Origin of the sequence: Aporhodopirellula rubra (assembly GCF_014192335.1) — a bacterium.
Classification (GTDB): Bacteria; Planctomycetota; Planctomycetia; order Pirellulales; family Pirellulaceae; genus Rhodopirellula; species Rhodopirellula rubra.
Map to the genome: position 1 here is coordinate 195,942 of NZ_JACHXU010000011.1, position 13,541 is coordinate 209,482.

The following is a 13,541-nucleotide window of genomic DNA, read 5'->3' on the forward strand; positions in this document are numbered from 1 at the left end:
TGCAGGTTTACGATAGAGGTGATTGGCTCGCCAGTCCTGTCGAATTTGCCGCCGCTTCGTTGGTGACCGCTTCTCGCGATTCGCTCCATGCCAATCACGCGGCCCGGAAAAGGACGCGGTTTTGAGGAGGTTTTTTCAAAATGGGAGCGCCGTGTCGAATCATCGTGGCGTCCGCGACTTCGTACCCGTGGCGAAACAGCAGGCTGAATTCCGCGTGGCTCAGACGCCGCAACGTCGTCTCCATTTGCGAGACTTTCTTGACTTCGCTCTCGGTTAAAACAGGTTTGCCGCCGATCTCACTACGAGCGTAGACGCCTTTGGTTTTCAACCCCAGTCTCAGATACGCACCGCTGCCTGGATTCTGTTTGAAGTAGTCGATCAGCATTCTCGCTCGCAGACTGCGGACTTGGTCAGTTGCCACGTCAACCAAACGCATCGACGCTTCGAGATACCCAGGTTTCCAACTCGACTTTCCGTTTCCGGCAGCCAACGGGCGGGAGGCGTCACAAACGATTAAGAAGTCCGTACCCTCGCGCAAACCGTCGCCCGGTTTGAAGAGCGATTCAACACCGAGGTTATCATAGACACCGCCATCCCAAAGATTCAGGCGTTTGTAGCGAGGCGTGATTGACTTCCATTCGTTATCATCAAATTCGCTCCACTGGTGATCGCCGGTTTTGACGATCAACGGCCCGATCAATCCGGGGACGGCCGCCGACGCTGCGAGAGCATGCGACAATCGGAATTGCGGGGCGGTCACGTACTTGGTCTGGTAATCGCCCATCACATCGCGCTGAAAACGCCAGTTCTTTCCTGTCTGGTAACACGTTGCATTGATGATCAACCGAGGCGACACGGGCAGGTCCGACAAGTTGCCACCGATTTGCCACTGTTGTGTGAGGGCATCGCCCAAGACCGCCGCTCGCCCGCGTACCAATCGCCATGGAAACATCAGCGACTTCAGGACGTACGACCGCTGTAGGTTTCGAGTCGTCAGCAACCAGTGAATGTGCGGAACCACATCGTGCAGATATTCCTCGCTCGTCGGCCAACGAAATCCAGATCGCGCCACCACCAGTCCAGTTGCGAGGCTACCGCCCGAAACGCTCGATACGATTTTCACGTCGCCGAGCAAGTCTTGGCGAGCCAACCGTGCTAAGACTCCAAGGTGAAAAACCGTGGCTCGCACACCACCACCGGAAAAGGCCAACGCGATCTTCATAAGTTCCGAGGTAGTCTGAACGAAACGGATGGGAAACAAAAATGGGCAGGAAATTGACAGCGAAGCCGATCGCGACGGGATACCAGAACGCGTGAAAACGAGTCCTACATCGCCGCGTCATTCAAGGCGGCGCGACTCGTCGAGAGTTGGGGCTGATCTCGTTTATCGACGAACGTTATCACGGCACTCAGTACGGCCCGAAACTTGGTTTCCAGCCGTGAGGAAACACTAGCCATTTTCGACCCTTCGAATCCACGCCAAATTTCACCACAAAAAACTGTGATTCCTGTGCAAATCGCGGTCAAACGGGCGTTGTAGCCGCCACCTCGGAAAAACAGGAAAAAACACGAAACAAACAATCGCCGATTCCGCTGGGAAAGATCTCCAACGCGTGCGATTGCCAATCGTCCGATCGCACCGGAATTCTCATCCCCCTTGCCCACTCGAATTGCGGAAACCCAATGTGCATCGCTTGCCAAATCAGCGTTAACGACCTTGATAACGCCACCGAGGACTTCGCCGGTGAACTGATAGAAACACTGAATCGATCCACTCTCGCCCTCGGGATCTCGCTCGGGCATCGCACCGGGCTGTTCGACACGATGAGTCATATGAATCGTTGGGCGACGTCCGCCGAAATTGCCGAGACTGCTCAGTGTCATGAACGCTATGTCCGTGAATGGCTCGGCATCATGGTGACCGGCGGGATCGTGGCGCTCGATTCAACCGCGCAAACGTTCTTCCTTCCCGTGCATCATGCGGCGCTGCTGACGCGGAGTTCGGTTGCTAACAATTTTGCGAAAACGTTTCAGTTTCTCGCCGTCCTCGCGGAAGTCGAAACGCCAATCGTGGAGTGTTTTCAAAACGGCGGAGGTGTTCCGTATGAAATGTTCACTCGCTTTCACGACGTGATGGCCGAGGATTCCGACGGAAACGTTGTCGCCGCGTTGTTCGACACCGTCCTGCCGCTCGCTCCGGGAATCGTCGAAAAATTGGAACGTGGCATCGATGTGCTCGATATCGGTTGTGGGCGTGGCCGCGCTTTGACCGCGATGGCAGAACGGTTTCCTAACAGCCGTTTTGTCGGACGAGACCTGTGCCGCGAACCGATCGAGTCGGCACAAGCGGAGATCGAACGTCGTGGGCTGAGGAACATCCGGTTCGAAGTTGCCGATGTGTCGAACGAGTGCATCTCGAACTCGTTTGATTTCGTGACCGCGTTTGACGTCATCCACGATCAACGAGACCCGGCCGCCGTTCTCGCTCGCGTCCGAGAAATGCTGCGTCCCGGTGGAACGTTTTTGATGCAAGACCTACAGGCGTCTTCGGAAATGCACGAGAACGTCGGACATCCGCTCGGACCGTTTCTTTACACGGTTTCAACTATGCACTGCATGACGGTGTCGCTCGCGCAAGGTGGCATGGGACTCGGCACGGTGTGGGGAGAGCAGTTGGCGGTTCAGATGCTCGGCGAAGCCGGTTTCGAAAACGTTGCCGTTCAACGACTCGATCGCGACATCCAAAACAATTGGTACGTCTCACAAATCGCCGGCTGAGAGACTCGTCGGGGCGTAGGAAACCTCGTTGCAGTGAGTTCGTTCCGAATGATAGCGTGCCCGTTCACTGTAGATGGATGTTGCCATGACTCCGGCTCTCGAGTTCTGGCGACATCTTTTGCGATACGCATCGTAACGATCAATCGGCACGAAACTGTTCGGTCAGCAATTTTGGCCGCAAAAGTACCGTTGCCATCGGGGTTAGGTATCTTGGGATCGTGTGGTCCCTCTTGAAGTCTCGCCCTCCGATGTCACGTAAACCTCATGCAACCATTGAAACTTGGTTCTCTGCTCCCTGTTGTCGCGTCGATTGGTTGGTTCGCAACCTGCATCGCATATGGACCTGTTGCGTATGCTGATCAGTCAGAGGGCACGCGTCCCAACATCATCGTGATCATGGCGGACGATTTGGGATACGGAGACGTGGGGTGTTACGGCGGGACGGGAGTTGCCACGCCAGCGATCGATGGTTTAGCGAGTCGCGGTTTACGTTTTACGCAGGCTTATTGCTCGGCGGGAACGTGCACCCCCTCTCGCTACTCGTTGCTCACGGGCGTGTATGCCTTCCGCGTTCCAGGATCGGGCATCGCGCCGCCGGATTCACCGGCATTGATCCCTGCGGGGACGCCTTCGATCGCATCGGTCCTCAAAGATGCCGGATATCACACCGGTATCATCGGGAAATGGCATCTCGGTCTAGGTGTCAAACCCGACGGGCCGGATTGGAACGGAACTTTGGCACCTGGTCCCCTGGAAATCGGATTCGACGATGCGTTGATTCTTCCGACGACAAATGATCGCGTGCCACCTGTTCTCGTGCGTAATCATCGCGTCGAAAATCTCGATCCGAGCGATCCTCTTTGGGTTGGAATCAAACCTCCGTCAACGCCGCACCGTGACGCCCGTTCGCACCCGGGAGCGTTGCGAATGACGACCACTGGTGGTCATCTCGGCACCATCCACAATGGCATCGGGCGGATCGGATATTTCACCGGCGGGGAAGCAGCACTCTTTCGCGATGAAGAGCTCGCCGGACGTTGGGTGTCGGAATCGAGGCAATGGTTGAACGATAACGCGAGCGATCCGTTCTTCCTGCTCGTGACCCCTCACTCGCTGCATGCACCGCGAATTGTTGACGAACGCTTTCAAGGTGTGACAAAAATGGGGCCGCGTGGCGACGCGATCGCCGAACTGGATTGGACCGTCGGAGAAATCGTGAAGACGCTCGAGGACCTCGACCTCATCGAACGTACCCTAATCGTTTTTTGCAGCGACAACGGACCGGTTCTGATTGACGACTATCGCGATCGCGCCGATCAACTGCTCGGCGATCATGACCCCAATGGAGCCTTTCGCGGCGGAAAATACAACGTCTACGAAGGCGCGACTCGAACGCCGTTTATTGTGTCGATGCCCAGGACCGTTCCCGCCGGTGAAAGCGACCAGATGGTCTGCACGATCGATCTGTCCGCGAGTTTCGCCGCATGGGTTGGCGCCCCCGTTCCTGCCGGTGCCCTCCGAGACAGCGTCAATGTGATGCCCGCATTGTTGGGAAAGGCGGATGCGCAAGGACGGTCGGAGTTGGTTCAACAAGACAACGGATGGGGCAGTTTCGGATTTCGCAAAGGCGAGTGGAAATTGGTGCGATGTGATGCTGCCGCGATGTTCAATAGCAATCTTGAAATGAAGAGAACGCCTGCGCCCAAGTTTGCGTTGTATCACCTCAAGAGCGATCCGGGAGAAACGAAGAACGTTCTGCGTGAGAACCAAGAACGCGCGAATCAGATGAAAGAGGAGCTCCAGCGGATCATCGATTCCGACCAGCAGTAGAGTTGGGCTCACTCACGAGAAGGCGGCTTAACAGCGGCGATAACGTTTTCGAAAATTTATCGGCGTGAGACCCGTTTGTCGTCGAAACGCGGTGATCAAATGAGGTGCTTTGCTGTAAGCAGTCATCGAGGCAATGCGGTCGAGCCCGTAGTCCGTTTGCAGCAGCAGTGTTTTCACGTGCTCCAAACGAATACGTTCAATCTCCTCCCGAGGAGTTCGGTCCAATGCGACACGGAATCGCCGTTCCAACGTCGCACGAGAAATCGCGACGTGTTTGGCAATATCGGCCACGCCAATGCCGCGACACGCATGCAGACGGATGAACTTAATCGCCGAAGATAAGTCGGGGTCGTCCACGGCGAGAACGTCCGTTGAAAAACGTGTCACGACACGTCGGGGAGGAATCGTGAGTCGTTGACACGCCGCATCCTTCTGTTGGTCCACTTTGTCGCTGGCGGAGGTTTTACTGTCTCGATCCGTACTGCCATGCTCGACGCCTTCGCTTGCGAGCAGTTCCGCGAGCAACGCGGCACCTTCGAAACCGATTCGGTAGGAGTCCGGTTCGATGCTCGACAGTGGTGGGTTCGTCAGGTCGCAAATCACTTCGTCATTGTCGACGCCAAGCACCGCGATCTGTTCGGGGACACGCAATCCCGCCTTCACAGCCGCCCGTACGACTTGGCGTCCACAGACATCGTTGCACGCAAACACAGCCGTGGGCAACGGTTGTTGCTGCAGCCAATCGACGAGTTCGGTCTCCAAGACTTCAGCGTGTGCTTCGTGACGGAGCACACCTTCGATCGGAATCGCGGTGTTTTCCGTCTCGCCCAGCGTCATTTCAAAACGGTCGGTATCGAGTTTCTCCTCTTCGCAGTACCTCGTGAACTCATCGCCCCGTGCTTCCGAGAAATCCACCCCGCGATAGCCGCAAAATACGATCCGCCGAAAACCACGTTCGACGAAATGGTCAATCGCCAATCGTGCACAAGCTGCGGCATCCGTGTCGATTAGGGCCCCACGCTTCGGCGGAAAACTCCCGCGTAAATCAACGACCCAGCGTGCGATTTGTTGAATCCCGTTGGCGATGGATTCGTTTTCCGAGCGTGCGATGACGCCGTCGAATTTTCGGCCGATCAGGTCGCTCGGCACTGCTTCGCTCAACCCGCGTTCGAGGTGGATCACGTCCCATGATTCGTGTGCGCGAAGGTACCCCGCCACGCCCTGCAAGCACCCACGACCGTAGGCACGGGACGACTCGATGAATAAAAGTACCTGCGGTTTTTTCGAAACTGGCTGCATCTGTCGCTTGCACGAACAACGGGGGTATACGGTATAGATTAGATGCTAGCCGGTATTCTAGACCATGAAACGCGAGGTTGTTCCTCTATCGAGTTGTTTTTTTACGACAGCGTTTCCTCTCTCATGTATGACGCAAAATGAAAATAAAGTGACGCAAGCCCGGATTGTGTTTGTGGCGTGTTCGACGAAAGTAGAGGCGGGCGATGATGGACCGATCGTTCTGAGAGCTTTCATTGGAAGCGGCGGTTCGCCCCTCGGGACGAATCGGACGCGGTCCTTCTCTGGCTACTTCAACTGTGACCTCGGTAAGGTGAGTTTTTTCATGCGAGTCTCGATTTCCAATCCGATGGCAAGTCTGGTTCGCGGGTTCCGGTTCGGGACACTGTTTCTATTCCTTTGTTGCCTCGTTCCACCACCCGCATGTGACGCTCAGTCACCGACACGCGACGTGATTGACTTGTCGGGGACATGGCGCGTGCGTCTCACCGACTCGCCCCAACTGCACGATGTGCGAATGCCTGGTGCGCTGCGTGATTCGGGTGTGGGGATGGAACCAGGGCCGACGACGAAGTGGATCGCGTCGAGTCGCGACGACATTTGGGATCGACCCGAATATCAACCCTATCGTACGGCCGATAACTTTAAGTTTCCGTTCTGGCTACAACCCAACCTGCATTACGTGGGGAAGGCAACTTACGTACGCGAGATCCGCGTTCCTGACGATTGGGCGGGGCGTCGTGTTGTACTCACGTTGGAGCGTCCGCACTGGTTGACCAAGGTGATCGTGGACGGCGAGCAGGTCGGCCAAGGTGAATCGCTCGGTGTGGCCCATCGCTTCGACTTAACAGAACACCTACATCCCGGTACCCATCAGCTCGCGATCGAAGTTGACAACTCGATCGACGTGATTGATGTCGGTATCAATTCGCACAGCGTTTCCGAACACACACAATCGGCATGGCACGGCATCGTGGGAGCGATCGAACTGACATCGCATCCGTTGGTGTGCGTTGAGCGTGTTGACGTCCGTCCAGATATCAAAGAGTCGATCGTTCGCGCCGAGATCGTGCTCTTCAATAGCCTACCCAACGCAGAGACGCGAAAGATCGTTGTGCGTGTTTCGCAAGACGGCCGCATGCTCGCGACGCATCAGACCACCGTTGAAGTTGCTCCTGGTCAATCGACGGTTCGGGCGGACGTACATGTCGGCTCGGGCGTTTCGTTGTGGGATGAGTTTGATCCGAACCTCTGTGAACTATCGGTAACGCTGCAGCAGGCAACGCGTTCGACGGCAACGCGGTCGTCACAATTCGAATCATCTACTTCGGATACGTCTAGCGAATGGGAAGGGCGTTTCGGTTTCCGCGAAATTGTGTCACGGGACGGCCGGTTGTTGCTGAACGATCATCCGATCTTTTTGCGAGGCACATTGGAGTGCTGCATCTTTCCGCTCACGGGATACCCGCCGACGGATGAGCCCGCGTGGCGTCGGATCATTGGCATTTGCAAGGAACATGGGCTCAACCACATGCGGTTTCACTCGTGGTGTCCGCCGGAGGCTGCGTTCGTCGCCGCAGACGAGTTGGGGTTCTATTTCCAGGTCGAATGCTCGACATGGCCCAACCAAAGCGTCGCCTTGGGGCGTGGATATCCGATCGACAAATGGATCTACCGTGAGGCTGATCGTATGTTGGCTCAATACGGAAACCATCCCTCCTTCATCTTGCTCTGTGCCGGCAATGAGCCAGCCGGGGAAGCCAACGGCGGGAAGTTCTTAAGTCCATGGGTGGAACGCTACAAGGAACTCGAGGATCGTGTCTTGGTAACGTCGGGTGGCGGTTGGCCGATGATTGCCGCCAACGAATATCACGTCACGCCACGACCGCGAATCCAACAATGGGGACAACAATTATCCAGCCGTATCAACGCACATGCTCCGGAAACCGTCACCGATTACGACGACTTTGTTCAGCAGCAGAACGTTCCTTTCGTCGCTCATGAAATTGGTCAGTGGTGTGCTTACCCAAACTTCGACGAGATCGCGAAGTACACGGGGGCTTTGAAGCCGAAGAACTTCGACGTCTTCCGCGACTTTCTTGAGAACGCGGGAATGCTCGGCCAAGCTCGCGATTTTCTGATGGCATCGGGCCGATGGCAAGTGTTGACGTACAAAGAGGAAGTTGAATCGGCGCTTCGCACACGTCATTTTGGTGGTTTTCAACTTCTCGATATGCGTGACTTCCCCGGGCAGGGTACCGCATTGGTGGGCGTATTGGATCCGTTTTGGGATCCGAAGCCTTACCTGAATCCTGGCGAGTTCCGGAAGTTCTGCGGGCCGGTGATTCCGCTCGCCCGGATGCCTAAGAGGGTTTGGAAACCGAGTGAAACGTTTACCGCCGATGTGGACGTTTCGCATTTCGGAAACGCACCGCTAAATGGCAACGTCGCATGGCGAATTCGAGACGTCTCGGCGAGTGGTGACGATGTCATCGCGAGCGGTCAATGGACGCTCGCTGGACAGACGCCCGGTGATCTCTATTCGATCGGAAAGATATCACTGCCCCTGAAGAAAATTGCCTCGGCGTGTAAATGGGTGTTGGAGATCACTGTTCCCGATGGCGATCAATTGGTGACGAACGATTGGGATCTTTGGGTTTATCCGTCCGACGCGGAAACGGTGCGAAATCACGAGACTGCCGGCAACGACTCACGAGTGACGATTACCGAAAACGTGCCCGATGCGGTCGCGGCCGCAGAGCGAGGAGAGCGAGTTCTTCTCACAGTCGCACCTGACATGATTGATACCGATGCACAAATCGGGATGTCGCCTATCTTTTGGAACTGGGCTTGGACGAGCGGGCAGGCACCGCACACGATGGGCATTCTGTGTGACCCTGATCACGGGTGCTTGGAAGGTTTTCCGACTGAGTTTCATTCCAACTGGCAGTGGTGGGATGTGATTTCGAAATCAGCAGCCATGCCGCTCGACAACTTCCCGGCTGGCTTTCAGCCGCTGATCCAGGTCGTTCCCAATTGGTTCATTCCTCAAAAACTCGCCCTCGCGTGGGAAGCGAAAATGGGCGAAGGTCGAATCCTGGTTACCTCGATCGATTTCTCGAGTGACATCGATGAACGTCCCGCCGCGCAGCAACTGTTCGCTTCGCTGCAACGCTATCTCTCTAGCGACGAATTTGATCCGGTCCACCGTGTTACCGAGGAGCAGATCGAGTTACTGATGCGTGAGTTGTCCGAAACACAACTCGCCGTCGAAAGCATCCAAGCGAGCAGCATGCAGAGCGGATATGAAGCATCCTTGGTCGTTGATGGCGACCTGGGAACGATGTGGCACACGCAGTGGGACCCCCGTGTAAAACCTCCGCACTGGTTGGAGTTGACGCTGCACGAACCTTGTCTGATCGAAGGCGTCATCGTTACGCCTCGTCAGGATCGTCAGCCAACGAGAATCCGCGGATATGAGGTACTCGTTTGCGACGAATCGGGCATGTGGCAATCGGTTGTCTCAGGAGAGTTCGATCGGAGCGAGAAACCGAAAGAGGTCAGGTTTTCAAATCCGGTTAACGCGAAACGGATTCGGTTGCGGGCGATTCTTCCCACGAGTAACGGCCAAGACGATCGTGATCAGCAATCACCTTATCTCGTGAGCGTCGCAGAGTTGGAATTGATGTTTCCGGCGCAGGTGACCGCACAATCTCAGTAGAACCTGTTCACCACTTAGTGCTCGATGAATGCAAAGGAACAACGCATGTGTGTCCCCAAAAACAGCATCAGTGCATTGATTGATTATCAAGCAAACGGCCTGAAAGTGAGACGAAACATCGAAGTCGATTGCCGCAATAGTGAAGCAAAATATTGATTTTCGAAGATATGATTCAAGCTCTGTGAAAAATGCCGTGTGTTACGGCAATCGGACTTCAATCGAGTTCGACGTCAGATCGTTATTTTCTCTTTCGTTAAGGTGAACTTACTATGAAATCAGGTGAAAAACCAAGCCGTGGCGGCTTCACTCTTGTCGAGTTGCTGGTGGTGATTGCAATCATTGGGGTGCTCGTGGGTCTCTTGCTTCCCGCCGTGCAGGCGGCACGCGAAGCCGCACGTCGAATGAGTTGCAGTAACAATTTCAAACAACTTGGATTAGCACTTCATAACTACCATTCGGCCTACAACCGTCTCCCAATGCAGGGTGTTGGAACGAAGTCAGGGACTGTTGATGGTCCTCTCGCGGGCGGCGCAAATGTCTTTGGTTCGTTTTTCGATCACAACGTGATGCAGCTCAGTGCTCTCGTTGGACTCACGCCTTTCATGGAACAGCAAGCCCTTTGGGAACAGATCTCGAATCCCTTGTTTGTCGATCACAATCAGAACGGAACCGTCGACACGGGTGAATTGTACCCCGCAATGGGGCCAACGCCTCAAGAGATCGACGGCGAGTTGTACACACCGTATCTCACGGAAATGCAAACACTCCGTTGCCCGAGCGATCCCGGAAGAGGTTTGCCCGCACAGGGGCGTACTAATTACGCGTTATGCCAAGGCGATTCGCCGTTGTTGAGTCTTTATGGCAACCGAGGGACGACGCTGGCTGTGGACGTTGCAGGTGCCGGATGGTTCACCTGGGGTGGCGCTCGGGCCTCACAGGCAGGTCAACGTGGTGTCTTCAAGACTCACGAATTTACAGGGTTTCGCGATGTCCTCGATGGCTTGTCGAACACGATCGCTATGGGGGAAATCGCTACCTATCTCGGTGACCGCGATGTCCGCACGAGTGCTCGGACGGGACAAGGTGCCGAGGGGTATATCACGCGATGTGACGGTTTCACCGATCCGCAACGTCCGCGATTTTGGCTTTCAACCGCCACGGTTGATGTTGCAGACAACCCGGCCTTCGCTGGAAAAGCGCGAGGATATCGCTGGGCATCGCATATCCCTTGTCAGTCGAGTTGCTTCACGATCAAACCGCCGAATAGCCTGATTTGTGCAAACAACTCGGACGACGCAGGCGTCTTCGGCATGAGCAGCAATCACCAAGGTGGCGCCCATGTTTTGATGACGGATGGTGCGGTCAAATTCATCACGGATTCGATCGAGGCAGGAAACCAGGATTCGCCGACCCCGACACGTGCTGGCCCCGACACCAACATCGGCGGCAAAAGCCTCTATGGACTCTGGGGGGCGCTGGGGACTCGCGCGTCACGAGAGACCATCGACGCCGAATTCTAGTGTGCGATTTTCTAGGTTGCGATTGTTCTCAGCCGCACATCACGGCTTGCCTCAATCGTGACGCTTCATCCGTTTCATCGGGCTCGACAAGGCTATCTCGTTGGGCCCTACGCTAACACCCAAAAATACTATGAAACTGAATCTCCTAGCTGCAATGGCTGTGTGTTTGCTCTTCGCGGCGTGTGTGGGAATGACAGGTTGTTCAGGCGACGGCAATACGCAAATCGAGCCGAATCCTGACGCGAAGGTTCTGACCCAAGAAGAACGAGATGAATACAACGAGAAGCAAACTGAAATGATGAAACCGCAGGGCTGAAACGCAGGTGTATCGCTTGGATGGCGGTTCGCTCAAACGTGATCGGCGGGGATTTGCTTCGTCGTTCGGATTGCCTTGGGCCCGTCGACCTCGTCGGTGCCGATCGCGTTAGCTCTGCAGTCGAACGTTGATGCTCCCATGCAAACCTCGCTGCGGGTTACTAATTCATAGGGCAGCGTTTTTTGTCGTTAATTCGATGACGTTTGGCTTCAATGTCGTCTGCTCGCAGTCGATTTCGGACATGCCTAGAGAATAAAGAATACCATGATTCAAAAATTACTATTCTGTCTTGCTGCTCTCGCGGCAGTGTCCGCATCGTCGGCCGATCTGCCATCTCAGGCTCCGCCGAAACGGCCTAGTGTGCTGTTCATCTTGGTCGATGATCTTGGGAAGCACGATATCTCGATCGAAGGAAGTACGTTCTACCAGACGCCCAGTATTGATGCGTTGGCAGAGGGCGGTGTTCGGTTTACCAACGGGTACGCGAATTGCCAGGTTTGCAGTCCATCGCGGGCCAGTATCCAGACGGGGCAGTTCACTGCTCGGCACGGGGTCACGGACTGGATCGGTGCCGCGGCGGGTGACGGCGTCTCGTTAGGGCAACGATTGTTCTCGCCACAGTATGCGAGAGCCCTTCCGGGCGAAGACATCACGATCGCGGAGGCGATGAAGGCGTCCGGATACCGCACTTTCTTCGCCGGGAAATGGCATCTAGGCGGTGAAGGTTCGCTGCCGACGAACCACGGTTACGAGATCAACGTCGGTGGAATCGATCGCGGCACTCCTCCAGGTGGCTATTTTTCGCCATACAACAATCCACTGCTTGATGACGGTCCCGCGGGTGAATCACTGCCTTTGCGTTTGGCGAATGAAACCTCTGCGTTCATCCGCAGCCATCAGGACCAACCGTTCTTCGCCATGCTGTCGTTCTATTCCGTTCACGGGCCGATTCAGTCGACGAAAGCACTTTGGGAGAAGTATCGCGAGAAGGCGTCATCGAATCCGCCGGTTGAGTGCCGGTTCAAGGTGGATCGAACGATGCCCGTGCGGCAGGTTCAGGATCACCCCGTCTATGCGGGAATGATGGAAACACTCGACACCGCCGTCGCCAATGTCCTTGCGACGTTGGACGAATGCGGATTGAGTCGCTCGACCATCGTGGTCTTCACCGGTGACAACGGTGGTGTCTCGTCAGGCGATGGTTTTTCCACCAGCAACCTGCCGCTCCGTGGCGGTAAAGGACGACAATGGGAGGGCGGTATCCGAGAACCCTTTTACATTCGATACCCAGCGCGAGTGATCGCCGGCGGTGTCAGTGACGTTCCCGTGACGGGCGCCGACTTGTACCCAACGATTCTCGATCTATGCGGATTGAGTATGTTGCCCGATCAACACGTCGATGGTGTCAGTCTTGTTCCCGCAATGGAAGGAAAGGCTATGAAACAACGGCCTTTGATTTGGCATTATCCTCACTACGGAAACCAAGGCGGTGAACCGGTTTCGATCATCCGCAAAGGTCAGTGGAAGCTGATCCACTATTACGAAGACGATCACAACGAGCTCTATGATCTTTCAAGCGACCTGGGTGAAACGAGTGATTTGGCATTTCAAATGCCCGTGCTGAGTCAGCAATTAGCTGGCGAATTACGGGCATGGTTGGAGAACGTTGGGGCCGGCTTTCCGACGCACGATCCGAGTTTCGACCCGGCCGCCGCGGAAGCGAGAGCCGTTCGATACCAGACCACGTTCAAAAATGCCCTGGAACGCTCGCACGCCGCCATGTTGGACCCCGGTTGGAAACCCAACGCTGATTGGTGGGGGAGTTTGCGTTCGAAAGACTGAAACACGATCGATCGGATCTCGATAGCGGACGGTCAAAGCAGAGGGACGGCGATTCTCCGGCGATGAGGCGATTCGTTTTACTTGCATCGACTGAAGGGCGTACCAGCGAACGTTTTCAACGTGAACTCTCCAGTTTTTTGATTAGGCCTGTCATATCCTTCTTCGATGGTTGTTTTGCATCAGATTTTGTTGAACTGAAACGGCGCACTCATCGCGTAGTGAATTGCGTTTGCTCGCT

Annotated in this window: 9 protein-coding genes; 6 read left to right on the top strand and 3 right to left on the bottom strand. The window is 55.4% G+C overall.

What is annotated here, in order from left to right; all coding sequences use genetic code 11:
* Positions 1-94: 94 nt before the first annotated feature.
* On the bottom strand, positions 95-1,222 hold the full coding sequence (locus tag FHS27_RS16195) for a patatin-like phospholipase family protein (protein WP_184305939.1): 1,128 nt from the start codon (positions 1,220-1,222) through the stop codon (positions 95-97).
* 104 nt (positions 1,223-1,326) lie between these two features.
* Positions 1,327-1,833, bottom strand: a complete 507-nt coding sequence (locus FHS27_RS16200; protein WP_184305940.1) for a hypothetical protein — start codon at positions 1,831-1,833, stop codon at positions 1,327-1,329.
* Here FHS27_RS16200 and FHS27_RS16205 point away from each other — a divergent pair.
* Both FHS27_RS16205 and FHS27_RS16210 read left to right on the top strand, forming a co-directional pair.
* Positions 1,825-2,778 carry a class I SAM-dependent methyltransferase gene (locus tag FHS27_RS16205; RefSeq protein ID WP_184305941.1) on the top strand — a complete coding sequence of 318 codons (954 nt, stop codon included), beginning with the start codon at positions 1,825-1,827 and terminating at the stop codon, positions 2,776-2,778. The genes FHS27_RS16200 and FHS27_RS16205 overlap by 9 nt on opposite strands.
* 273 nt (positions 2,779-3,051) lie before the next feature.
* Positions 3,052-4,608, top strand: a complete 1,557-nt coding sequence (locus tag FHS27_RS16210; RefSeq protein ID WP_246419906.1) for a sulfatase family protein — start codon at positions 3,052-3,054, stop codon at positions 4,606-4,608.
* Between the two features lie 27 nt (positions 4,609-4,635).
* Here the strand turns inward: FHS27_RS16210 and FHS27_RS16215 are convergent, their stop codons facing one another.
* Positions 4,636-5,907: an AraC family transcriptional regulator gene (locus FHS27_RS16215; RefSeq protein WP_184305943.1), complete on the bottom strand. Its 1,272-nt coding sequence runs from the start codon at positions 5,905-5,907 to the stop codon at positions 4,636-4,638.
* Positions 5,908-6,253: 346 nt separating this feature from the next.
* Here FHS27_RS16215 and FHS27_RS16220 point away from each other — a divergent pair, with 346 nt between their 5' ends.
* The 4 genes from FHS27_RS16220 to FHS27_RS16235 all read left to right on the top strand — a co-directional run bounded on the left by FHS27_RS16220 (position 6,254) and on the right by FHS27_RS16235 (position 13,303).
* Positions 6,254-9,625, top strand: coding sequence for a discoidin domain-containing protein (locus tag FHS27_RS16220; protein ID WP_246419908.1), 3,372 nt, complete (start codon positions 6,254-6,256; stop codon positions 9,623-9,625).
* Positions 9,626-9,894: 269 nt separating this feature from the next.
* Positions 9,895-11,145 carry a DUF1559 domain-containing protein gene (locus FHS27_RS16225; protein ID WP_184305945.1) on the top strand — a complete coding sequence of 417 codons (1,251 nt, stop codon included), beginning with the start codon at positions 9,895-9,897 and terminating at the stop codon, positions 11,143-11,145.
* Between the two features lie 130 nt (positions 11,146-11,275).
* Complete coding sequence (locus FHS27_RS16230) at positions 11,276-11,461, top strand: hypothetical protein (protein ID WP_184305946.1); 186 nt, start codon at positions 11,276-11,278, stop codon at positions 11,459-11,461.
* A 264-nt stretch (positions 11,462-11,725) separates the two neighbouring features.
* Complete coding sequence (locus FHS27_RS16235) at positions 11,726-13,303, top strand: sulfatase (RefSeq protein WP_184305947.1); 1,578 nt, start codon at positions 11,726-11,728, stop codon at positions 13,301-13,303.
* Positions 13,304-13,541: the final 238 nt, after the last annotated feature.